Annotated in this window: 24 protein-coding genes; 12 read left to right on the top strand and 12 right to left on the bottom strand. The window is 71.6% G+C overall.

Annotated features, from left to right (window positions below):
• Window positions 1–61: 61 nt before the first annotated feature.
• Window positions 62–463: a DoxX family protein gene (locus tag Ato02nite_RS23365; RefSeq protein WP_213008733.1), complete on the bottom strand. Its 402-nt coding sequence runs from the start codon at window positions 461–463 to the stop codon at window positions 62–64.
• 49 nt (window positions 464–512) lie between these two features.
• The gene (locus Ato02nite_RS23360; RefSeq protein WP_213008732.1) at window positions 513–950 is read right to left on the bottom strand and encodes a nitroreductase/quinone reductase family protein; all 438 of its coding nucleotides are present in this window, start codon (window positions 948–950) and stop codon (window positions 513–515) included.
• A gap of 74 nt (window positions 951–1,024) precedes the next feature.
• Between Ato02nite_RS23360 and Ato02nite_RS23355 the strand changes: the two genes are divergently transcribed.
• Entirely contained in the window at window positions 1,025–1,672 is a 648-nt protein-coding gene (locus tag Ato02nite_RS23355; RefSeq protein WP_213008731.1) for a TetR/AcrR family transcriptional regulator, read from the top strand.
• Entirely contained in the window at window positions 1,669–2,268 is a 600-nt protein-coding gene (locus Ato02nite_RS23350) for a 4a-hydroxytetrahydrobiopterin dehydratase family protein (RefSeq protein ID WP_213008730.1), read from the top strand. The genes Ato02nite_RS23355 and Ato02nite_RS23350 overlap by 4 nt, the downstream gene beginning before the upstream one ends.
• Before the next feature lie 7 nt (window positions 2,269–2,275).
• Here Ato02nite_RS23350 and Ato02nite_RS23345 read toward each other — a convergent pair whose 3' ends face one another.
• Complete coding sequence (locus Ato02nite_RS23345) at window positions 2,276–2,536, bottom strand: excalibur calcium-binding domain-containing protein (RefSeq protein WP_213008729.1); 261 nt, start codon at window positions 2,534–2,536, stop codon at window positions 2,276–2,278.
• 51 nt (window positions 2,537–2,587) lie between these two features.
• Window positions 2,588–4,669 (bottom strand): glycoside hydrolase family 99 protein, encoded by a 2,082-nt coding sequence (locus Ato02nite_RS23340; RefSeq protein WP_213008728.1) that lies wholly within the window; start codon window positions 4,667–4,669, stop codon window positions 2,588–2,590.
• A 149-nt stretch (window positions 4,670–4,818) separates the two neighbouring features.
• Between Ato02nite_RS23340 and Ato02nite_RS23335 the strand changes: the two genes are divergently transcribed.
• Entirely contained in the window at window positions 4,819–5,592 is a 774-nt protein-coding gene (locus Ato02nite_RS23335; protein WP_213008727.1) for a class I SAM-dependent methyltransferase, read from the top strand.
• On the opposite strand, the gene Ato02nite_RS23330 is transcribed toward Ato02nite_RS23335, so the two are convergent.
• Window positions 5,589–6,131 (bottom strand): ArsR/SmtB family transcription factor, encoded by a 543-nt coding sequence (locus Ato02nite_RS23330; protein WP_246607332.1) that lies wholly within the window; start codon window positions 6,129–6,131, stop codon window positions 5,589–5,591. The genes Ato02nite_RS23335 and Ato02nite_RS23330 overlap by 4 nt on opposite strands.
• Before the next feature lie 53 nt (window positions 6,132–6,184).
• On the opposite strand from Ato02nite_RS23330, the gene Ato02nite_RS23325 reads away from it, so the two are divergent.
• Window positions 6,185–6,814 carry an O-methyltransferase gene (locus tag Ato02nite_RS23325; RefSeq protein ID WP_246607331.1) on the top strand — a complete coding sequence of 210 codons (630 nt, stop codon included), beginning with the start codon at window positions 6,185–6,187 and terminating at the stop codon, window positions 6,812–6,814.
• An 83-nt stretch (window positions 6,815–6,897) separates the two neighbouring features.
• Here the strand turns inward: Ato02nite_RS23325 and Ato02nite_RS23320 are convergent, their stop codons facing one another.
• On the bottom strand, window positions 6,898–7,554 hold the full coding sequence (locus Ato02nite_RS23320; RefSeq protein WP_246607330.1) for a TetR/AcrR family transcriptional regulator: 657 nt from the start codon (window positions 7,552–7,554) through the stop codon (window positions 6,898–6,900).
• A gap of 64 nt (window positions 7,555–7,618) precedes the next feature.
• Between Ato02nite_RS23320 and Ato02nite_RS23315 the strand changes: the two genes are divergently transcribed.
• From Ato02nite_RS23315 to Ato02nite_RS23305, 3 genes are read left to right on the top strand one after another with little or no spacing between them, the layout of a single operon-like run.
• On the top strand, window positions 7,619–7,912 hold the full coding sequence (locus Ato02nite_RS23315) for a hypothetical protein (protein ID WP_213008725.1): 294 nt from the start codon (window positions 7,619–7,621) through the stop codon (window positions 7,910–7,912).
• The gene (locus tag Ato02nite_RS23310) at window positions 7,912–8,796 is read left to right on the top strand and encodes a class I SAM-dependent methyltransferase (protein ID WP_213008724.1); all 885 of its coding nucleotides are present in this window, start codon (window positions 7,912–7,914) and stop codon (window positions 8,794–8,796) included. Before Ato02nite_RS23315 ends, Ato02nite_RS23310 begins: the two co-directional genes overlap by 1 nt.
• On the top strand, window positions 8,793–9,185 hold the full coding sequence (locus tag Ato02nite_RS23305; protein ID WP_213008723.1) for a hypothetical protein: 393 nt from the start codon (window positions 8,793–8,795) through the stop codon (window positions 9,183–9,185). Before Ato02nite_RS23310 ends, Ato02nite_RS23305 begins: the two co-directional genes overlap by 4 nt.
• Window positions 9,186–9,195: 10 nt before the next feature.
• On the opposite strand, the gene Ato02nite_RS23300 is transcribed toward Ato02nite_RS23305, so the two are convergent.
• Window positions 9,196–9,906 (bottom strand): NYN domain-containing protein, encoded by a 711-nt coding sequence (locus tag Ato02nite_RS23300; protein ID WP_213008722.1) that lies wholly within the window; start codon window positions 9,904–9,906, stop codon window positions 9,196–9,198.
• 60 nt (window positions 9,907–9,966) lie between these two features.
• Between Ato02nite_RS23300 and Ato02nite_RS23295 the strand changes: the two genes are divergently transcribed.
• On the top strand, window positions 9,967–10,731 hold the full coding sequence (locus Ato02nite_RS23295) for an SAM-dependent methyltransferase (RefSeq protein ID WP_213008721.1): 765 nt from the start codon (window positions 9,967–9,969) through the stop codon (window positions 10,729–10,731).
• A gap of 142 nt (window positions 10,732–10,873) precedes the next feature.
• Here Ato02nite_RS23295 and Ato02nite_RS23290 read toward each other — a convergent pair whose 3' ends face one another.
• From Ato02nite_RS23290 to Ato02nite_RS23270, 5 genes are read right to left on the bottom strand one after another with little or no spacing between them, the layout of a single operon-like run.
• On the bottom strand, window positions 10,874–11,623 hold the full coding sequence (locus Ato02nite_RS23290) for an SDR family NAD(P)-dependent oxidoreductase (RefSeq protein ID WP_213008720.1): 750 nt from the start codon (window positions 11,621–11,623) through the stop codon (window positions 10,874–10,876).
• A 27-nt stretch (window positions 11,624–11,650) separates the two neighbouring features.
• Window positions 11,651–12,652: a zinc-dependent alcohol dehydrogenase gene (locus tag Ato02nite_RS23285; protein WP_213008719.1), complete on the bottom strand. Its 1,002-nt coding sequence runs from the start codon at window positions 12,650–12,652 to the stop codon at window positions 11,651–11,653.
• Complete coding sequence (locus Ato02nite_RS23280) at window positions 12,652–13,503, bottom strand: fumarylacetoacetate hydrolase family protein (RefSeq protein WP_438873065.1); 852 nt, start codon at window positions 13,501–13,503, stop codon at window positions 12,652–12,654. Before Ato02nite_RS23280 ends, Ato02nite_RS23285 begins: the two co-directional genes overlap by 1 nt.
• Window positions 13,504–13,525: 22 nt before the next feature.
• Complete coding sequence (locus Ato02nite_RS23275) at window positions 13,526–14,389, bottom strand: SMP-30/gluconolactonase/LRE family protein (RefSeq protein WP_213008717.1); 864 nt, start codon at window positions 14,387–14,389, stop codon at window positions 13,526–13,528.
• Window positions 14,386–15,150 carry an IclR family transcriptional regulator gene (locus Ato02nite_RS23270; protein WP_213008716.1) on the bottom strand — a complete coding sequence of 255 codons (765 nt, stop codon included), beginning with the start codon at window positions 15,148–15,150 and terminating at the stop codon, window positions 14,386–14,388. Before Ato02nite_RS23270 ends, Ato02nite_RS23275 begins: the two co-directional genes overlap by 4 nt.
• Window positions 15,151–15,248: 98 nt before the next feature.
• On the opposite strand from Ato02nite_RS23270, the gene Ato02nite_RS23265 reads away from it, so the two are divergent.
• The 4 genes from Ato02nite_RS23265 (at window position 15,249) to Ato02nite_RS53310 (ending at window position 20,548) form a co-directional block, all read left to right on the top strand.
• Window positions 15,249–16,967, top strand: a complete 1,719-nt coding sequence (locus Ato02nite_RS23265; protein WP_213008715.1) for a dihydroxy-acid dehydratase — start codon at window positions 15,249–15,251, stop codon at window positions 16,965–16,967.
• Complete coding sequence (locus Ato02nite_RS23260) at window positions 16,967–17,641, top strand: SDR family NAD(P)-dependent oxidoreductase (RefSeq protein ID WP_246607329.1); 675 nt, start codon at window positions 16,967–16,969, stop codon at window positions 17,639–17,641. The genes Ato02nite_RS23265 and Ato02nite_RS23260 overlap by 1 nt, the downstream gene beginning before the upstream one ends.
• A gap of 22 nt (window positions 17,642–17,663) precedes the next feature.
• Window positions 17,664–18,602 carry an LLM class F420-dependent oxidoreductase gene (locus Ato02nite_RS23255; protein WP_213008714.1) on the top strand — a complete coding sequence of 313 codons (939 nt, stop codon included), beginning with the start codon at window positions 17,664–17,666 and terminating at the stop codon, window positions 18,600–18,602.
• 83 nt (window positions 18,603–18,685) lie between these two features.
• Window positions 18,686–20,548, top strand: a complete 1,863-nt coding sequence (locus tag Ato02nite_RS53310; protein WP_213008713.1) for a serine/threonine-protein kinase — start codon at window positions 18,686–18,688, stop codon at window positions 20,546–20,548.
• The last annotated feature ends 2 nt before the right edge of the window (window positions 20,549–20,550 follow it).

Raw genomic sequence — 20,550 nt, 5'->3', positions numbered from 1 at the left:
CAACCACTGGTTGAGCCCAAGTAGCGAACTGGAATTCCGCAAGGTCGACGCCGGCCGTCGGTCAGCGGGAGCGGGTCGCGGCCAGCGCCCAGGCGACCAGCGCGGGCTGGCCGAGCAGGCGCAGCGCCCGCTTGCGGTCGGTGTCCAGCCCGAAGCCGTCCTTGCGTTCGAGGAACTGCGCGATGTTGCCCGGGAAGACCCCGACGAAGAAGCCGGCGACCGCCTTGCCGAGCAGCCCGCGGGCCGGCTGACGCCAGGTGGCCAGCAGCGCCGCCCCGAGCGCGAGCTCAGCGAACCCGGACACGACGACAACCTTGTCCGGCTCGACCGGGAACCACGACGGCACCTGCGCCTGAAACTCCTGCCGCTGGGTGGTCAGATGCCCGGTGCCGGCGGTCAGCAGCACACCACCGAGGGCGGCCTGCCCCAGCGCACGCAGAACGGGTTTGGCGGATCGGCTCATCTCCGTAGCATCTCCACTTTCCCGAGCTTGAACCGTGCGGGAGGTCACTTCAGCGGCGGGCAAAAACCACGACGGGGGTCTCGCGGCCTCGCTGGGTGGCGAAGGCGTCCAGGTCGCCGTAGCCGGTGTAGTCGTGCAGGGCTGCCCACAGGCGGGCGCGTTCGGGGCCGGTGGCCTCGTGGGCCGTCACCGGGTGGGTGCCGGTGGTCAGGTCGACGGTGGCGTGCGGGTCGGTGCGGAGGTTCAGCCACCAGGCCGGGTCGGCGCGGTCCCAGCCGTTCATGGCCAGGGTGACCAGCGTGTTGCCGTCCTCGATGTAGCCGAGGATCACCGCTCTCGGCCGGCCGGATCGGCGGCCGGTGGTGTGCAGTCGCAGGTAGCCGAATTTGCCGCCGGGCTTCGGGGCGGACAGGCCGGTCACCCGGATCAGGCGTCGGTGGGCCTGCCACGCGCCGCGGATGAACCATCTCGGTGGGAGCTTGCGCATCGCTTCCTCCTACGGTGTAGACCTACGCCGTAGAGTAAACCCTACGGCGTAGGGCAGCAAGTAGGATTCCGGCTGTGCCTCGACGCTCCGCTACCCGCGCCAACGGCCGTCTCAGCCGGGACGGCATCATCACCGCCGCTGTCGAGCTGGCCGATCGGGACGGGCTGAGCGGGTTCAGCATGCGGCGTCTCGCTCAGCACCTGGGGGTGGACGCGATGTCGATCTACTACCACGTACGGGACAAGGAAGCGCTCCTGGCCGCCATGGCCGACGCGGTCGCCGCCGAGATCGCCGAAGGCGATGAGGCCGGGCCGTGGACCGCGCAGCTGCGGGCGCTGATCATGCGGGCCCGGCACACGATGCTGCGGCATCCCTGGGCGGCGAAGGTCATCGAGGAACGCGACCACCCGACGCCGGCCGTGCTGGTGCACATCGAGCGGGTGCTCGCGATCATGCGCGGCGGCGGATGCTCGGTCGACCTCGGACATCATGCGATTCACCTGCTGGGCAGCCGGATCCTCGGGTTCAGTCAGGACCTGTTCGACGACAACGGCGACGCCGGGCCGGTGCCGGAGGAGTGGGCGCGCTCGATGCCGCACGTCGCCGAGCTGGCCGCGGCCGCCTCGCACAGCGGGGCGCTCGGGCCGTGCGACGACGATGCCGAGTTCGCGTTCGCGCTGGACCTGCTGCTCGACGGGCTCGAGCGGCGGCGGGTCGCATGAAGGTGCTGAGCCGGCGGGAAGCGTCGGTGGCGGTCTTCGATCTGGGGTGGCGGTTCCTGCTGGGCACGCTGCGCACCTCGGTGCGGGTCACGTCGTGGGCCGAGGCGGCCCGGGTGGTCGCGGCCTGCGGCGACGACGTCGACGGGCACCTGCAGGCCGAGATCCGGCCGGACCGGGTCGTGCTCGCCCTGCGTTCGCGGGACATCGCGGCGGTGACCGACCGCGATGTCGAGCTCGCGTACCGCATCACCGTCGCGGTGAGTGACCTCGGCCTGCGGACCGAGCCGCGACCGCTGCAGGCCGTCGAGCTCGCCATCGACGCGCTGGACATCGCCGCGGTCCGGCCGTTCTGGGAGGCCGTCCTCGACGAGCCGAGCCTGCCGGTCTGGTTCCAGCAGATGGACCACCCGCGGCCCCAGCGCAACCGCATCCACCTGGACATCTGCGTGCCCCACGACGAGGCCCCCGGCCGCATCCTGGCCGCCCTCGCGGCCGGCGGCCGGATCGTGTCCGACTCGCACGCACCCGCCTTCTGGGTGCTGGCCGACCCCGAGGGCAACGAGGCCTGCATAACCACCTGGCAGGGCCGCGACTGAAACCGGCCTACTTCTTCTCGCAGGCCACGCCGTCCTTGTCGCGGTCCAGGTGAGTGTTCTTGCGGTAGGTGTCGGGGTAGACGAGGAACGTCGTCACCGGCTTGCCGCGGCTGACCTTGTCGGTCGCGCCGGCCTTGGCCACGCCGTGCTGGTAGACGGCGTTGAGGGCGGCGCAGTTCTGGTATTTCACCGGCTTCGGCAGGGCCGCCTGGGCCGGCGCGGCGATCAGCGCGGAGAGGGCGGCGGCGAGAACGAGTGTGCGGGTCATGGCCTCACGATGACCCGCACGGACGCCACGGGGGCCGCAATCGCGGCACGGTCACGCGGACGGGTAGACCTCCAGGGTGGACAGCTGGCCGGCCGGCCACGCGGTGTTGCCGGTGACGGTGACCCGCACGTAGCGGGCCTGGGCCGGGCCGGCGGTGACGGTGACCGTGTTGCCGCCGGCCGGGTCGAAGGTGCGGCCGGCCGCCGCGGCCAGCGTGGTGAACGTGGAGCCGTCGGTGCTGCCGGTGATCGCCAGGGTCTGGGTGCGGGCGCCCCACGACGGCGGGATCCGCAGGACGAAGCGGCCGACCGTCGTCGCCGCGCCCAGGTCGACCTGGACCCACTGCGGGAAGGCGTTGTTCGCGCTCTCCCAGTAGGACGACGGGTCGCCGTCGACGACGCTGCCGGAGGCGTAGGACTGAACGTAACCGCTGGTCGAGGTGGATTTACCGCGGGCCAGATCGGTGACCGGCGATACCGGGGGCGCGCCATCGGCGTACGCCTGAATCTGGGCCAGCTGAGCCGCCGGCCAGCCGGTGTTGCCGGTGAAACTCAGCCGCAGGACGCGGACCGCGGTGCCGGGAAGGGTGACAGTCACCGCGTCGCCCGCGCCGGGGTCGAAGACCAGGCCGGCGGCGCCGGCCAGGGTGGTCAGGGTGGTGCCGTCCTGGACGCTGATGGTTTGGGTACGCCGTTCCCAGCCGGCCGGCAGGCGCAGGACCAGGCGGTTCACGGCGTACGCGGCGCCCAGGTCGACCTGCAACGTCTGCGGGAACGGGCCGCTGGACTCCCAGTAGGTCGCGGTGCTCCCGTCGACGGCGTTGGCCGCGGCGTAGGGGCCGTTGGTGCTGGAGGCGGTCGCCGCGCGACCGGCCGCGAGATCGCCGCCGGTCGGCGGAGGCGAACCGATCAAAGGCAACGTCGGGCGTACGGCGGTCAGCGCGATCTGCCCCTTCAGCATGCGGCCGCCGTCGGTGGTCAGGCGCAGGTAGTAATCGGCGGAGCAGGGGGTCCCGTCCTCGTCGAGGGCGCGGATGCCGGTCCCGGCCGGCACCGAGGCGGCCGTCTCGGCGGTCTTGGCGATCTGGTTGCCCTCGTTGAACTCGTCGAACATCGACACGTAGAGGCCCTGGGCGCCCAGCCGGATCATGTTGTAGAGGCTGCGCCAGTAGAAGTCGCCGTGCCGGCGGTGCCCGGCGGAGAGGTCGCCGGGCAGCACACACGGCTGGTAGTCGATCCCGCGGGCGTTGCAGTCGGCCTGGTCGGGAGTGTTGACGTTGGTGTAGAACCAGTCGAGCCCGTCCAGGTCACCGGTGCGGCCGACCATCCACGGCGAGATCATGTTGAGCGCGTGGTAGACGTCGAGGTAACCGGCCCGGCTGTCGTTCTTGCCCTCCCGCCAGTAGGTGGGCACCCCGCCGATCACGTAACAGCCCTGCGCCTTCAGCCAGTTGATGACGTCCAGGCAGGCGGCCGGGGTGAACGCGTGGTTGTCGTCGTTGAAGCCGAAACCCCACACGCAGACGACCGGCTTGCCGTTCTGCCGGGCGTACGCCGAGGAGGCGGTGTGCGCCGACAACTTCGTGGTCCAGTCCGTCTTGATCTCGGACTGCATGTTCGTCCAGCCGCTGATGTCGTACATGATGTAGAACTTCCGGCCGGTCGCCTCGGCGGCCGTGCGCACCTTCTGGGCCATCGCGTCGCGGGTCGGGCCCTCGTCGCCGAACGGGTTGAACCGCTGCAGGGCCGCGGTGTCGATGCCGTAGGTGCGCATCCAGCCGAAGTGGGTGTCCACGGTCTGCTGGTCGTAGGAGGAGAACAGCGCCGCGGGCCGGCCGTCGCCGAGGTTGGGGTAGGCGGTCGGGTAGACGTGCGTGTAGTCGCGGGTGTCCGGCCAGGACACGATCGTCGTGTTGCTCGGCGAGGGCGGCTGGAAGCGGTCGCGGCTCCAGTGCCACCAGCCGCCGATCGCCGCACCGTCACCCGGGCAGGCGAACCAGCCCTGATAACCGACGCTGATCTTGCCGACGACATCGCCGGGCGGGGAGGCGGCCTCGGCCGTTCCGGCCGGGAGAAGGGCCGCGGCGGGGGAGAGGGCGGCTGCGGACAACAGGGTACGGCGGGTGAGGGGCATCGGGGACTCCTGTCGATCCGGTTGGGGATTCGGGGATCGGATCGACGGTCATCGTGGCAATACTCGTCACAAGAACGCAATAGTTGGACTGATTCCCGCAACATTTTGGACTCTCCATGGGAACTTCCCGCCCGTGGCAGGATGGCGGGATGACCGAACTGGGCCGGGTGTTCAACGAGGTGCCGGAGCTCTACGACCGGTTCCGGCCGGGATATCCGCCCGAGCTCTTCGCCGATCTGGCCGCGCTGGCCGGCCTGCGCGAGGGCTCGTCGGTGCTGGATGTCGGCTGTGGAACCGGGCAGGCCACCCGGTCGCTGGTCGAGCGCGGATACGCGGTGACCGCCGTCGAGCCGGGCGCCGAGATGGCCGCGCTCGCCCGCCGGCGGCTTCCCGGGGTCCCGATCGAGGAATCCACGTTCGAGGAGTGGGACGACCGCGGGCGCCGCTTCGACGCGCTCGTCGCCGCGTCGTCGTGGCACTGGGTCGATCCGGCGGTCGGCCGGCGGCGGGCGTACGAGGTGCTGAAACCCGGCGGCTGGATGGCTCTGCTCAACCACATCGTCTACCGGCGACAGGACGAGCCCGAGACGTACGCCGCCACGGCCGACCTGCACGAACGCTTCACCCCGGGCAACCCGGACTGGTGTCCCCCGCCCCTGGAGGAGCAGGTGCGGGCCGAGGGCGTCGAGGAACTGGGCGACCCGTTCGGCGAGACGACCGTGCGCTGGTACCCGGCGGTCCGCTGGTTCACGGGCGCCGACCTCGCCGACCATCTGCGCACGATGTCGCCCTACCGAAGACTCGACGCCGCGGTCCGCGAGCCCTTGCTCGACGCCGTCGCCGAGCGCATCCGCACCCGGATGGGCGACCGGGTCGCCCGCCGCTACCTGACCGTGCTCCGAGCGGCCCGCCGATCTGCCTAGCCGGGGTCCGCCGGCAGGGCGGGGATGTCGGCCCGGTAGAGGCTGAGCAGGACTCCGTAGGGCTCGCCGGTCGGCTGGTCGGGGAGGTCGCCGGCGAACTGTTCGAGGCTCGCCGCCAGGGCGTGCGCCTGGGCGGTGGTGAGCCGGACGTGCCGGAGGATCGTGACGTCGGGGGCTGCCTCGTCGGGCGGGAGCATCTCCGTCAGGGCGGCCTTGACGAGGAAACCGCCGCCGACCGGAGCGTCGGCCGCGATGCGCAGCCGTGGGCTGGTCGGCTCGTAGTACTGCTCGGTGCCGCCGCGCACCTGCCGGACGTACGCCACCCGGACCAGGCCGGCCCGCTCCAGGATCTTGACGTGGTAGCCGATCGTGCCCTTGGCCGCGCCGAGGGCGGTCGCCAGCTGCGCGAACGTCGCCGGTCGCTGCCGCAGCGCCACCAGCATGCGATGCCGCAGCGCATGCCCCAGGGCCTTGAACTGCCTCGGTTCGCTCAGCACCTGGTCGTCGCCCATCGGGCAACTGTCGAGGATCGTCGCCACTTTTTCAAGTACACGGGGTTGCTTAAGCGTCGAGAATGGTCGACGCTTGGGGCGTGACCGACATAGACAGCTATCTTCAAGCCCACTGCACGCCCGCCGACGACGTCCTGCGCGACCTCGCGGCCGAGACCACCGCCCTGTTCCCCGACGCCGCCGGCATGCAGGTGTCGCCCGACGAGGGGCGGCTGCTGACCATGCTGGTGCAGCTCACCGGCGCGGCGTTCGCGGTGGAGGTGGGCGTCTTCACCGGCTATTCGGCGCTCTGCATCGCCCGGGGACTGCCCGGCGGCGGCCGGCTGCTCGCGTGTGACGTGTCCGAGGAGTGGACCGCGCTCGCCCGCAAGTACTGGCAGCGGGCCGGCGTCGAGCACCGCATCGACCTGCGGATCGCCCCGGCCATCGAGACCCTCACGGCGCTGCCCGCCGAGCCCCACATCGACTTCGTGTTCGTCGACGCCGACAAGACCGGCTACCCGCAGTACTACGAGACCCTCGTCCCGCGCCTGCGCCCGGGCGGTCTCATGGTCCTCGACAACGTCCTGCAGGACGGCCGGGTGCTCAACCCGGAACGGCCGGGCCACTTCGCGGTCGCGCAGCTCAACGAGACCGTGCTGCACGACGACCGGGTCGAGTCGGTGATGCTCGCGGTCCGCGACGGGGTCACCCTGATCCGCAAGCGCTGATCCGCAAGCGCTGATCCGCAAGCGCTGACCCGGTCAACGTTGGAATGCCCGCGGGACCCGGGTGGCGACCGTCGGCGTTCTGCTCACGCGCCGACGTCACCGGCCGGGTCCGGGCTGCCGAGAACGGCGGTGACACTGTCCACGTACCACCGTTCGAACTGCTCGGCCGGCCAGCCCTGCCGGACGACGAGCCAGTCGTAGTTGCGGATGTCCTGCGCGAGCCACAGGATGTCGGCCGCCCGGTCCTGACCCACCCGGACCTCGCCGGTCTCGGCCAGGTCCGCGGCGAACATCAGCATGCCGCGCCGGCGTTCTTCGAGGTTCTTGCGCCAGATCGCCGCCGCGTCGGCGTCGGCGGTCGCGGCCCCGGCGAGCGCCAGCATCACGTGCACCTGCCGGGCGTGGGTCTCGGCGAGGTGCCGGGCGAATCGGGCGAGTTTCGCCCGCAGGCCGGTCAGCGCCCGGATCTCGGTCACGAACGCACGGTCCGGCAGCGCGACCGGCTCGTCGTCCCCGGCCAGGGTGACGTCGACCAGGTCGGAGAGCAGTTGGCGCTTGCTGCCGAACACCGCGTACACGGTCTGCACGGCGACGCCTGCCTCGGTGGCCACGGCGGTGAGCGGGGTGGCGGCGTAACCGGGGTCCACGAACAGTTTGGCCGCCGCGTCGAGGATCGCTCGCCGGGTCTGCCGGGCCTGTTCCTGGCGCCGCGGCGAGACGTACCGCCGATTGACAGTCACCCGCGTAGCGTAGTGCAATATTCGATATAGCTTTCCTCTATCGAATTAGCGCGAGGTGGTCGCCATGCCGTTCGGCGTCGTTCAGGACATGCCCGCAGTCAGCGAGCGGGAGTACCGCCAGGTCGAGAAACACCTCGGCCCGGATCGGCCGCCGGGTCTGCTGGCCCACGTGGCCGGCCCGTCGGAGGAGGGCTGGCGGATCATCAACATCTGGGTGGACGAGGCGGCGTTCCGCCGGTTCCAGTCGGAGCGACTGGTCCGGGCGGCCGGCCTGGCGGCTCAGGAGGACGGCTTCGACCCGGCCAAGGCGGCCACGTTCCGGTCGGTCAGCGTCGACGGCGCGGAGATGCCGTTCTGATGCCCGGCACTCCCGCGCTGCGCGCCCGCGGTGCCGCCTTCTGGGAGCGGGCGGCGCCGGGGTGGGCCCGGCACGCCGACCGGCAGGACGAGATCGGCCGCCCCCTGGGGGCCGTGGCGCTCGACCGGCTGCGGCCGCGATCGGGGGAGCGGGTGCTCGACGTCGGCTGCGGCTGCGGCGGCACGACCGCCGAGATCGCGAGGGCGGTGGCACCGCCGGGCAGCGTCGTCGGGCTCGACCTCGCCGAGGCGATGGTGGCGGCGGCGCGGGCCCGGTTCGCCGCGGAGACCGGCCCGGGGCTGCGCTTCGTGGCCGGTGACGTCGAGGTCCTCGACCTCGCGCCCGGGGCTCCGTTCGACGCCGCCTACTCCCGGATGACCCTGATGCTGCTCGCCGACCCGGTCGCCGGACTGACGACGATCCGGCGGTCGCTGCGCCCGGGCGGGCGCCTGGCCGCGACCGTGTTCCGGGACGGCTCGGTGAACGCGTGGCTGCCCGCGGCCATGCTCGGCGCGGCACCCCACCTGGGACCGATGCCGCCGTTGCCGATCGGCGACGAGCCGGGCCCCTTCGCCTTCGCCGATCCGGCGCGGGTGACCCGCCTGCTCACCGCGGCCGGCTTCACCGGCATCGCCGTCCGCGCGCACGACGTCGTGCTCGAGGCACCGGACCACCCCGGCGACGTCGCCGAATGGCTGATCGAGGTCGGCCCGGCCGGTGCGGCCTACCGGGACGCCGGGTCCACCGCCCGGGCGTCGGCCCGCGCCGGGGCAGCCCGCCTGCTCGAACGGTTCCGCGAGGCCGGTACGGGCTATCGGCTGCCCGCCGGCCTCTGGCTGATCACCGCCACAACTCCCGCATCGGATCGGAGCGGAACACCGTGACCTCTCGCCTTCGCAGCGCGGCGCAAGTCGTGCTGATCGCCGCCGTGCTGTCCGGCTGTTCCGCAGCCGCCTCCGAAACAGCACCCGCAGCCTCCGCGACAACGACAACGACAACGACGACAACGACAACGACCGGCTGCGGCGACGCCCTGACCACGGTGCGGGAGCACCTGACGAGCTCCGACGTGCGCACCGTGACGGTGAACGGCCAGTGCACCAACGTCACGATCGACACCGGGCTGGGCGACGACGACACCGCCACCGGCCGGCAGATCTGCGAAACCGCCGTCGAGGTGGCCTACACCGGCGACATCAACTCCGTCACCGTGCGCAGCGGCTCGGGCGCCGAACTCTCCGTCGGCATCCCCGGCATGAAGTGCCTGCCGTGAGCCGGTGCGCTCAGCCGGCCCGGACGTAGATGACGTTCGGTTTGCCGTTGCCCACGGCGCGGCGCTCGGTCTTGAACAGCGACGTCGCCGTCACCAGGTCGGAGAGCTTGGCGTAGCCGTACGTGCGGGGGTCGAAATCGGGGCGCTGCTTCACGATGATGTTGCCGACGTAGGCCAGCGGGGCCCAGCCGTCGTCGTCGGAGGCGGCCTGGACGGCGTCGCGCAGCATGGTGGTCACCGAGGCCAGCGACTTGGGCTCGGTGGCGGCCGGGACCGTGGGGCTCTGCAGGTTCTCGGTGTAGATGAACTTGTCGCAGGCCGACACGAACGGTTTCGGGGTCTTGCGCTCGCCGAAGCCGTAGACGATCAGGCCGGACTCGCGGATGCGGGCGGCCAGCCGGGTGAAGTCGCTGTCGCTGGAGACCAGGCAGAAACCGTCGAACCGGGTCGTGTAGAGCAGGTCCATGGCGTCGATGATCAGCGCCGAGTCGGTGGCGTTCTTGCCGGTGGTGTAGGCGAACTGCTGGATCGGCTGGATCGACTGGGCCAGCAGCTGTTCCTTCCAGCCGCGCAGGGACGTGCCGGTCCAGTCGCCGTAGGCGCGTTTCACGTTCGCCGTGCCGTACTTGGCGATCTCGGCCAGCAGCGCGGGCGCGATGCCGGGCGGCGCGTTGTCGGCGTCGATGAGAACTGCCAGCCTGGCGGTGGTGTCGCCGTCCATGACGATCACCGTACAGCGTGCGGGGCTAGGCTCAAGCGATTCCACAATGGAGGTGCGGGGATGACGGTGGACAACGGGGTGCCGCTCACGGCGCGGATCTGGAACTACCTGCTCGGCGGCACGGACAACTTCGCCGCCGATCGCGCGGTGGGGGACCAGATCCTGCAGTCGCTGCCCGCGCTGGCGGTCAGCGCCCGGCTCTCCCGGGACTACCTGGTGCGGCTGGTGCGCTATCTGACCGTCGAGCAGGGCGTGCGGCAGTTCCTGGACATCGGGACCGGCCTGCCGACGGCCGGCAACACCCATGAGGTGGCTCAGGCGGCCGCGCCGGACGCCCGGATCGTCTACGTCGACAACGATCCGCTGGTCCAGGAGCACGCGCAGGCGCTGCTGACGAGCACCCCCGAGGGCGCGACCGCCTACCTGCACGCCGATCTGCACGATCCCGAATCGATCTTGAACGAGGCCGGCAAGACGCTCGACCTCACTCAGCCGGTAGCGGTCCTGGTCATGGGCGTCTTCGGCCACATCGAGAGCGACGAGGCCGCCAAGGAGATCATCGACCGGCTCCTGGCCCCGCTTCCGAAAGGCAGCTACTTCGCGATGTACGACGGTGGCGACACCACCGAGGACAACCGCGAGGCCACCCGCATCTGGAACATGTCGGCCGAACCGAAATACCACCTGCGCAGCCCGGAACGCATCGCCGAGCTGTTCGACGGCCTGGAGCTGGTCGACCCGGGCGTCGTCTCGGTGACCCGCTGGCGGCCGGAGAAGGACGAACCGATCATCGACCAGTACTGCGCGGTCGGCCGCAAACCCTGAACAAATCCGGCCTCACCCCCGTAGACCAGGTGTGTGGAAGACGATGCTCGCCCTCTCGCTGCCGGCCGCTCTGGACCCGGAGCAACGGCGGCGCCGTCGGCACGAGCATTGATGGCAGCAGCCCCCGGTGCCCGTCCCCGCCCTAGGTGCGCGGGCGCAGCCGCAGGCCCTGCATGCCGCCGTCGACCGCCAGTGACGTGCCGGTGGTGGCCGCGGCGAGCGGGCCGGCCAGGTAGGCGATGGCGGCGGCCACCTCGTCCGCGCTGACCAGGCGGCCGGTCGGCTGGCGTGCTTCGAGGGCGGCCCGTTCCGCGGCCGGGTCGGCGGCCTTGGCGAGCAGGCGGCCGACCCACGGGGTGTCGGCGGTGCCGGGGTTCACGCAGTTGACCCGGATGCCCTCGTGCAGGTGGTCGGCGGCCAGGGCCAGGGTCAGCGACAGCACCGCGCCCTTGGTCGCCGAGTACAGCGCCCGCTGCGGCAGGCCGGCGGTGGCCGCGATCGACGACACGTTGACGATCGCGGCGTGCGACGACCGCCGCAGGTAGGGCAGTGCGGCCCGGGTGGTGCGCACCATGCCCTGCACGTTGACGTCGAAGACCCGGGCCCACTCGGCGTCGTCGTTGTCCTCGACCGTGCCCTGGGCGCCGATGCCGGCGTTGTTGATCACCAGGTCGATGCCGCCCAGCGTGTCGGCGGCGGAGAGCACGGCGGCCCGGATCGAGTGGTCGTCGGCGACGTCGGCGAGGATGCCGATCAGCGGCGGCTCCACCTTGGGGTTGAGGTCGAGGCAGGCCACCCGCGCGCCGCGCGAGGCGAGCAGACTCGCGGTGGCGAGGCCGATCCCGGAGGCACCCCCGGTGACGATCGCCGTGAGTCCGTCGAATTCGCTCATCTCTGCTCCTTATTACCAGCGCGGGTCTTACGAACGTGGGTCGGCGTGGATCTTCGGGCCGGCTCCCGGCGGGCGCCGGCCGGCGAAGACGTCGACGATCTCGGCGAGGCTCACGGTGGCGGCGACCAGCGGGCGCGGGTCGACCGCGCCACCGGCGTACGCCTCGATGGCGCCGGCCAGGCCGGCCGACGCGCCGAGGATGCCGACCGCGGTGACGTCCTTGAGCACCAGGTCGCGGGTGTCGATCAGGCTGGGCGGCACGGACAGCCCGATGTAGACGACCCGGCGCCCGGGTTCGACCCGGTCGAGGGCGAACGGCGGCATCTCGGCACCGGTGGACGCGTCGACCACGCCGTCCCACGGCAGGTCGCCGGGCACGGTATCCCGGGTCCACGAGTGCTCGAAGCCGAGTGATCTCGGCAGTGCGAGGTCGAGGCCGACCAGGTGCACCTCGGCGCCGCGGGCCCGGGCGAACATGGCGACCAGCAGCCCGATCGTGCCGGTGCCGAGCACCAGCAGCCGTTCGCCCGGACCCACCTGGGCGGCCTCGACGCAGCGCAGGGCGTTTCCACCCGGCTCGACCATCGCGCCGAGCGTGGCGTCCACCGCGTCGGGCAGCGCGTGCAGGTAGCCGGCCGGCACCGCGAGCTGCTCGGCGAGTGCACCCGGCAGGCCGTCCCGGATGCCCAACTCGTACCGATGCTCGCAGACCCAGTGCCGGCCCTGCTGGCAGCGGCGGCAGTGACCGCAACCGATCATCGTGTCACCGGTGACCCGGCGGCCCGCCCAACTCTCGTCGACCCCGGCCCCGACCGCCGTCACCGTGCCGCACCACTCGTGCCCGGGGCGCAGCGGATAGGACGACGCCCCGGTGTGCAGGTAACTCATCTCGCCGCTGAACAGCTCCATGTCGGTGCCGCACACGCCGACCCGCTCGACGTCGACCACCACCTGCCCCGCGGCGGGCACCGGCGCGGGGACGTCGAGCACCTCGGCCTTGCCGGGGCCGGTCAGGACGAGGGCGCGCATCAGCGAGGGCCGATCACGTTCTGCCGGGCGGTGCCGAGCCGGTCGATGGACAGCTCGACCACGTCACCGGCCTGCAGCCACACCTGCGGCTGGAAGCCCATGCCGACGCCGGGCGGGGTGCCGGTGTTGATCAGGTCGCCCGGCTCGAGAACCATGAACTGGCTCAGGTGGTGAACGATGAAGTAGGGGTCGAAGACCATCGTCTTGGTATTGCCGGTCTGCCGGCGCACGCCGTTCACGTCCAGGGTCATGCCCAGGTCGAGCACGTCCGGGATCTCGTCGGGGGTGGCCAGCCACGGACCGGCCGGGTTGAACGTCTCGGCGCTCTTGCCCTTGCTCCACTGCCCGCCGCGCTCCATCTGGAAGGCGCGCTCGCTGACGTCGTTGACCAGGACGTACCCGGCGATCACGGCGCGCGCGTCGGCCGGCGAGTCGAGGTAGGAGGTGCGGCTGCCGATCACGATGCCCAGCTCCACCTCCCAGTCCGGCTTGGTGGAGCCGCGCGGGATGCGGATGTCGTCGTTCGGCCCGACCAGTGTGTTCGGCGACTTGGTGAACAGGATCGGCTCGTCCGGCACGGCCTGCCCGGTCTCGGCCGCGTGGTCGCGGTAGTTCAGGCCGATGCAGAGGATCTGGTGCGGGCGGGCGATCGGCGCCCCGATCCGCTGGTCGCCGAAGGACTCGGTGGCACCGGCGGCGATCCGCTCGGCGACCGGCTCGGCCAGCGAGGCCACCCCGCCGCTGCCGAAGAAGAACTCGTCGAAGTCGGTCACCAGGTCGGACACGTCGACGTAGGAGCTGTCGTCGACACGCACGACCGGCTTTTCGGCGCCGACGGCGCCGACACGCATGAGATACACGAGGTCTCCGTTTTCAGAGGGCGGGATTCCAGTACGGGGTGGGCAGGCCGGTCGCGCCGACCCGGGCGGTGAAGATGCGGCCCGAGTCGGGATATTTCGCCAGGTCGTCGGGGGACATGCCCTCGGTGGCGGTGGTGATGACCAGGATGTCGAGGCCGGGCCCGGCGAACGCGACGCTGGTGGGTTGCGGCACGCCGACCTCGATGACGCCGAACAGGGTGCCGCCCGGGCTGCGGCACTCGACCCGGCCACCGCCGTGCACCGCGATCCACAGGTTGCCGTCGCTGTCGATGCACATGCCGTCGGGCAGCCCGCCGGTGATCTCGAGCAGGTCGTTGCGTTCGCCGTCGGGGTAGTCGCGGACCCGGACCGCCTGCGCCACCGAGTCGATGCTGTAGAGCCCGTCGCCGACCGGGGTCCAGGCGAGCCCGTTGGACAGCGTTAGGTCGTCGTCGAGCGTCGTGCAGCCGCCGTTCTCCAGCCGGACCAGGACCTCCTCGCCGGTGCGGCCGTCCAGCGCCATGCTGCCCACCAGGAAGCGCCCGGACGGGTCGACCGCGCCGTCGTTGAGGCGGCTGCCGCAATCGGCCGCGAGCACGCGGGCCACCGGAGTGCGCCCGCCCGCCAGGTCGACCCGGGTGAGGGTCTCGCGCTCGGCGACCAGAAGGGAACCGTCGGCGGCGACCGCGACCGCGGTGGCGAGGTCGTCGAACGACCAGGTGTCGGTCACCTCGAACGGCTCGAGGCGGCCGGCGAACACCTTCCCGGCCAGGATGTCGACCCAGAGCAGGCGCTGCCGCTCGTGGTCCCAGAGCGGGCCCTCGCCCAGCTCGTAGTGGTCCGGACTGATCGGGGTGACATCCAGGGTCGTGGTCACGGGAGCTCCGTTCCGGCCACGATCGCGATGATCGCGGGCACGTCGTCGACCAGTTTCTCGATGGGGGTGCGATAGGTGAGGCCGCTGATGCTGATCGCGCCGCTCGGCACGGTCGGTGAGGTCAGGTAGGCCGGGACGGCCAGGCAGTTCACGCCCGGCTCGTTCTCCTGGTCGTCGGTGCCGAAGCCGCGCTCGCGGGTGATGCGCAGCTCGTCCCACAGCTGGCCGGCGGTGGCGACCGAGCGGGTGGTCGGGGTGCCCAGCTCGCTGTCGCCGACCCACTCGTGGACCGCCTCCTCGGTGAGCAGCACCCCGGAGAGCAGCAGCTTGCCCACGGCGGTGGTGTGCGCCGGGTTGCGGCCGCCGATCACCGAGGTGAGCCGGACCGAGCCGGTGGGCGGATCGAGTTTCGCCCGGTAGACCACCGAGCGGCCGTCCAGCGTCGCGTAGTGCACGGTCTCCCCGTAGCGCTCGCAGAGCGCGCGCAGCACCGGCAGCACCCGCACGTGGTCGGGCCGGGCCTCGTGGTGCGCGAAGGCCAGCCGCAGGAACTCGTCGCCCAGGACGTAGCGCCCGTAACCGTCCTGGGCCGCGAAGCCGGCCCGCCGCAGCGCCGCCAGGCAGCGGTGGACCGTCGGCTTGGGGCTGGCCATGGCCCGCGCCATGTCCTCCAGACCGATGCCTTCGGGGTGCCGGGCGAGCTCGGCCAGCACGGCGAGGACACGGTCGGCCCCCACCAGACGGCTGTCGAGGTCGGTCATGTTTCCGGATGCTAGACCTCCGTTCCGGCATGATGAAAGCTCTATCTTCCCGCATGTTTTGGCGTTACCGTCCGGAAACAGTTTGTGGGAGGTTGGGCATGGCTGACAGGCGAAGTGCCGGTTGGTACGGCGGCGACGACCGCAACAGCTACATCCACCGCGCCTGGATGCGCCGCGGCCTGCCCGCCGACGCGTTCGACGGCGAGCGTCCGCACATCGCGATGGCCAACACCGCCTCCGATCTGACCCCGTGCAACGCGCACCTGAACGAGGTGTCCCGCAGCGTCGCCGACGGCATCCACGCGGCCGGCGGCATCGCGCTCAACCTGCCGGTGGTGTCGCTGGGCGAGACGCTGGTCAAGCCGACCGCGATGCTGTGGCGCAACATGGCCGCGATGGCCATCGAGGAGATGCTGCGGGCCAACCCGATCGACGGTGTCGTGCTGCTCGGTGGTTGCGACAAGACGATCCCGGCGCTGCTCATGGCGGCGGCCTCGGTCGACATCCCGGCCGTGGTGGTGCCGGGCGGGCCGATGCTCACCGGCACGTTCCGCGGCGTCCCGCTCGGCTGCGGCACCGGTGTCTGGCAGCTGTCCGAGGAGGTGCGGGCCGGCACGCTGAGCGCCGCCGAGTTCCGCCGCTCCGAGTCCTCGATGATCCGCAGCCGCGGCCACTGCAACACGATGGGCACCGCCTCGACGATGGGCCTGGTCACCGAGGTCCTCGGGATGACCCTGCCGGGCATCGCCGGCATCCCGGCCCCCGACAGCCGCCTCCTGGAGGCCGCGCACGCCACCGGCGTCCTGGCCGTCGACCTGGTGGATCAGGACCGGCGGCCCAGCCAGGTGCTGACCCGGGCGAGCTTCCTCAACGCGATCGTCGCCCTCGCCGCGATCGGCGGTTCCACCAACGCCGTCGTGCACCTGCTGGCCATCGCCGGGCGGCTCGGGGTCGAGCTGACCCAGGACGACTTCGACCGGGTCGGCTCGGGCGTGCCGCTGCTGGTCGACCTGCAACCGGCCGGCCGCTTCCTGATGGAGGACCTCTACCGGGCCGGCGGGTTGCACGCCGTCCTGAAGGAGGTGCGCGACCTGCTCGACCCGGCCGCGATCACGGTCACCGGCCGGCCGCTGGCCGACTACCTCGACGATGCCCGGGTCTACGATCGCGAGGTCATCCGGGCGCGGGCCGAGCCGCTGCAGCCCGAGGCCGGCATCGCGGTGCTCTACGGCAACCTCGCCCCGGGCGGCGCGGTGATCAAACCGGCCGCGGCGTCGCCGGACCTGCTGTCCCATCGCGGTCCGGCCGTCGTGTTCGACTCGATCGAGGACCTGCACGCCAGGCTCGACGACCCCGGCCTCGACGTCACCGCCGACTCGGTGCTCATCCTGCGTGGCTGCGGGCCCAAGGGCTATCCGGGCATGCCCGAGGTCTCCAACACCCCGCTGCCGAAGAAACTTCTGGAAGCCGGCGTACGCGACATGGTGCGCATCTGCGACGGGCGGATGAGCGGCACCGCGTACGGGACGGTGGTTCTGCACGTGACCCCGGAGGCGGCCGCGGGCGGGCCCCTGGCCAAGGTGCGCACCGGCGACATCATCGTGCTCGACGTGGCGAAACGCCGGCTCGACGTCGACCTGCCCGACGAGGAGCTGGCCGCCCGGGAGCCGTCGGCGGAGGCGGTCGCGGCCTACGCGGCACCGACCCGGGGCTGGGAGAAGCTCTACGTCGACACCGTCGGGCCGGCCAGCACCGGCGCCGACTGCGACTTCCTGATCGGCTCCAGCGGCTCGCAGGTCTCCCGGGAGTCGCACTGATGCGCACCGCCCTGATCACCGGCGGCCGCAGCGGCATCGGCGCGGCGGTCGGCGAACGACTCGCGGCCGACGGCATCCGGGTGCTCACCCTCGACCTGGCCGACGGCGCCGATCTGCGGGCCGACGTCACCGACGCCGCAGCCGTCCGGAACGCCGCGGCCGACGCCGGCCCGGTCGACATCCTGGTCAACTCGGCCGGGATCGTCGGCCCGAACGGTCCGCTGTGGGAGATCCCGCTCGACGGCTGGGAGCGCACGTTCGCCGTCAACGTGCACGGCACCTTCAACACCTGCCAGGCTTTCGTGCCCGGCATGATCGCGAACGGCTGGGGCCGGATCGTCAACATCGCCAGCATGGCCGGCAAGGACGGCAACCCCAACATGTCGCCCTACTCGGCCTCCAAGGCCGCGGTCATCGCCCTCACCAAGTCGCTCGGCAAGGAGCTGGCCACCACCGGTGTGCTCGCCAACGCGATCGCCCCGGCCGTGATCGAGACCCCGATGAACGCTGACACCGGCGCCGACGCCCTCGCCCACATCACCAGCCTCATCCCGATGCGCCGGGTCGGGCAGCCCGCCGAGGTCGCCGAGCTGATCGCCTGGCTCTGCTCGGACCGGGTCACCTTTTCCACCGGCGCGGTCTACGACATCAGCGGAGGCCGTGCCACGTACTGATTTGAGTGGTAAGCCTGGCGGTATGACGATTCGCCTGGGATATCAGATCCCGAACTTCACCTACCCGGACACGCCGGTCGAGCGCCTCTTCGACACCGTGATCGCACAGGCCCGAGAGGCGGAGGCGTCCGGTTTCGACACCGTGCTGGTGATGGACCACTTCTACCAGCTGCCCGGCATCGGCACGCCGGACCAGCCGATGCTGGAGGCCTACACGACGCTGGGTGCGCTGGCCACCGCCACCGAGACCATCCAACTGTCGACGCTGGTCACCGGCAACACCTACCGCAACCCGCCGATGCTCGCCAAGACCGTGACGACCCTCGACATGGTGTCGCACGGCCGGGCCATCCTGGGCATCGGCGCCGGCTGGTTCGAGAAGGAACACAACGACTTCGGGTACGAGTTCGGCACCTTCACCGACCGCTTCGAGCGGCTCGAGGAGGCACTCGAGATCATCGCTCCGATGCTGCGCGGCGAGAACCCGACGCTGGCCGGTAAGTGGTACAGGGTGGAGAACGCGATGAACAACCCGCGTTTCCGGTCGCAGATCCCGATCATGCTGGGCGGTTCGGGGGAGAAGAAGACGTTCCGGCTGGCGGCCCGCTTCGCCGACCACATGAACATCATCTGCGACCGGGCCGACATCCCGCAGAAGGTGGCCGTGCTGCGGCAGCGCTGCGAGGAGGCGGGCCGCGACCCGGCCACCCTGGCCACCAGTTACCTGGCCATGACGGTGGTGGCCGACTCCGAGGAGGAGGCGAAGAGGATCCTCGACGGCATCCCGCCGGAGCGGCACAGCCGGGTCTTCATCGGCACCCAGGCCCAGATCGCCGAGCAGCTGCACCAGGACGTCATCGAGCCCGGCATCACCGGCCTGACCATCAACATGATCCGCAACGGGCACGTCCCGGGTGCGGTCGCCGCGGCCGGCGAGGCGCTCAAGCCGCTGGTGTCGTAGACGGACCGGCGCCATCGAACACTGACAGTATTCATGGGCTTACTACTGGCCGGGTCCCCGGGTCCGGCCAGTACCATGACCGGGTGCTGTCCCCCGGAGCCGTGCTCAGCGAGCGTTACGAACTGACCGAGCGGATCGCCGCCGGCGGCATGGGCGAGGTCTGGCGCGGCATCGACCGGCTGCTGCACCGGCCGGTCGCGGTCAAGGTGCTGCTGCCCGGCCTGGCCGCCGACACCGGGTTCATCGCCCGCTTCCGCACCGAGGCCCGGATGATGGCGTCGCTGCGCCACCCCGGCATCGTGCAGGTCTACGACTTCGGCGAGGACGCCGCCGGCCTCGACTACCTGGTCATGGAGTTCATCGAGGGCACGCCCCTGGCCCGGCGCATCGAGGCGGCCGGCAAGCTGACCGCGGCCGAGACGGTGGAGGTCGTCGGCCAGGTCGCCGACGCGCTGCAGACGGCGCACGAGGCCGGCATCATCCACCGCGACGTGAAACCGAGCAACCTGCTGGTCCGGCCGGGCGGCGCGATCGTGCTGGTCGACTTCGGGGTGGCCCGCTCGACCACCGGCGCCGGCCTGACCGGCACCAACGTGGTCATGGGCTCGGCCCACTACATGGCACCGGAGCAGGCCGAAGGAAAACCGGTAACCCCGGCCACTGATGTGTACGCCCTGGGCGCCGTCGCCTACACCTGCCTGACCGGCCGCCCGCCCTACATCGGCGACAACCCGCTCCAGGTGATCGCCCAGCTGATCGTCGCCGACCCGCCGACCCTCCCGGTCGACGTGCCGCCGCAGGTGGCGGCCGTGGTGCTGCGCGCACTGGAGAAGGACCCGGCCCGCCGTCAGCAGAGCGCGGCCGCGTTCGCCGCCGCGGTCCGGGTCGCGTTGACCGGCCAGGGCCCGTCCCGGCGCCCGCCGGTCTATGCGGCCGGTTCGGCCGCGGTCGACCCGCCGGTCTCGCCCGCGCCGACCAGCGGCGCAGCCTTCGGCCCGGCTGTCCGCGGCGCCGATGCCGGCGAAACGAGGGCCGATGGCACGAGGGCCGACGGCACGGCCGCGAGCGAGACGAGGGCGTACGGCCCGGCGCAGAGCAAGAGCGGCAACGGCCCGGCGGCCTACGGCGCGGCCACTCACGATCCGGCCGCTCACGGCGCGGCTGGCAACGGCTCGGGAGGCCAGGGCCTGGCCGGTAAGGGACCGGGAGGTCAGGGGTCGGCGGTGGCCGGCGGGGTGGGTGGCCGGCGGAGGGTCGCGCTGGTGGTGGTGTCGGCTGTTCTTCTGGTCGGTGCCGGGCTGGGCATCGCGATGGCCGTGCGCTCGGGGCCGACGCCCGCTCAGGGGCAGCCGCCCGGTGCCAACCGGATCGACATTCCCGATCTCGGGGTGGCCGGCGGCCCGGGCGAGCAGAAACCGATCGGCCTGCCCACGAGCGCGAGCGGACGGCCCGCACCGTCGAGTCTGCCGGGAACGGGCGCTTCCGCCCGTACGTCAAGCGGGGTCGGACCGGTCTCGACGGTGCCGGCGGGCGCCGAACCCACCGTGACCACCACCGGAGATCCGGCGCCGGAGCCGTCGCAGACGGCGACCTCGGAACCCGTCACCAACCCCTACACGCCGCGGGCCGTCTGCGGCACCGCCTTCGTGGTGATCGACCAGGCGCCGCTGACCGGTGCGGACGGCACCCTGCTCGGCCGGGTCTACCTGCTCTTCAACGCGAAGTCGCTGAAGAACTGCACGGTCACCCTCAAGGTCACCGACGTCGGCACGGCGACCGACACCGCCGCCTATCTGGAGGTGGAGGGAGCCGACCGGGTGACCGACAGCGGCGCCTTCGAGTACTACGCGGGACCGGTGAAGGCCAAGGCCGGAGCGGTGTGTGTCAAGTGGGGCGGGTCGATCGGGGACGCCGCCTACGACAGTGCGTTCGAGCACTGCGACTGACC

Origin of the sequence: Paractinoplanes toevensis (assembly GCF_018332695.1) — a bacterium.
GTDB classification, from domain to species: domain Bacteria; phylum Actinomycetota; class Actinomycetes; order Mycobacteriales; family Micromonosporaceae; genus Actinoplanes; species Actinoplanes toevensis.
The sequence above is the reverse complement of the archived record's forward strand: the minus strand, read 5'-3'. Positions and strand labels throughout refer to the sequence as shown.

Bases quoted from the DNA above. Each gene is read 5' to 3' on its own strand.
- Ato02nite_RS23300 (WP_213008722.1), bottom strand. From the start codon at position 9,906: ATGGACGGCGACACCACCGCCAGGCTGGCAGTTCTCATCGACGCCGAC.
- Ato02nite_RS23365 (WP_213008733.1), bottom strand. From the start codon at position 463: ATGAGCCGATCCGCCAAACCCGTTCTGCGTGCGCTGGGGCAGGCCGCC.
- Ato02nite_RS23340 (WP_213008728.1), bottom strand. From the start codon at position 4,669: ATGCCCCTCACCCGCCGTACCCTGTTGTCCGCAGCCGCCCTCTCCCCC.
- Ato02nite_RS23315 (WP_213008725.1), top strand. From the start codon at position 7,619: ATGCCGTTCGGCGTCGTTCAGGACATGCCCGCAGTCAGCGAGCGGGAG.
- Ato02nite_RS23360 (WP_213008732.1), bottom strand. From the start codon at position 950: ATGCGCAAGCTCCCACCGAGATGGTTCATCCGCGGCGCGTGGCAGGCC.
- Ato02nite_RS23335 (WP_213008727.1), top strand. From the start codon at position 4,819: ATGACCGAACTGGGCCGGGTGTTCAACGAGGTGCCGGAGCTCTACGAC.
- Ato02nite_RS23345 (WP_213008729.1), bottom strand. From the start codon at position 2,536: ATGACCCGCACACTCGTTCTCGCCGCCGCCCTCTCCGCGCTGATCGCC.
- Ato02nite_RS23310 (WP_213008724.1), top strand. From the start codon at position 7,912: ATGCCCGGCACTCCCGCGCTGCGCGCCCGCGGTGCCGCCTTCTGGGAG.
- Ato02nite_RS23280 (WP_438873065.1), bottom strand. From the start codon at position 13,503: ATGCGTGTCGGCGCCGTCGGCGCCGAAAAGCCGGTCGTGCGTGTCGAC.
- Ato02nite_RS23350 (WP_213008730.1), top strand. From the start codon at position 1,669: ATGAAGGTGCTGAGCCGGCGGGAAGCGTCGGTGGCGGTCTTCGATCTG.
- Ato02nite_RS23255 (WP_213008714.1), top strand. From the start codon at position 17,664: ATGACGATTCGCCTGGGATATCAGATCCCGAACTTCACCTACCCGGAC.
- Ato02nite_RS23270 (WP_213008716.1), bottom strand. From the start codon at position 15,150: ATGACCGACCTCGACAGCCGTCTGGTGGGGGCCGACCGTGTCCTCGCC.
- Ato02nite_RS23265 (WP_213008715.1), top strand. From the start codon at position 15,249: ATGGCTGACAGGCGAAGTGCCGGTTGGTACGGCGGCGACGACCGCAAC.
- Ato02nite_RS23260 (WP_246607329.1), top strand. From the start codon at position 16,967: ATGCGCACCGCCCTGATCACCGGCGGCCGCAGCGGCATCGGCGCGGCG.
- Ato02nite_RS23290 (WP_213008720.1), bottom strand. From the start codon at position 11,623: ATGAGCGAATTCGACGGACTCACGGCGATCGTCACCGGGGGTGCCTCC.
- Ato02nite_RS23295 (WP_213008721.1), top strand. From the start codon at position 9,967: ATGACGGTGGACAACGGGGTGCCGCTCACGGCGCGGATCTGGAACTAC.
- Ato02nite_RS23285 (WP_213008719.1), bottom strand. From the start codon at position 12,652: ATGCGCGCCCTCGTCCTGACCGGCCCCGGCAAGGCCGAGGTGCTCGAC.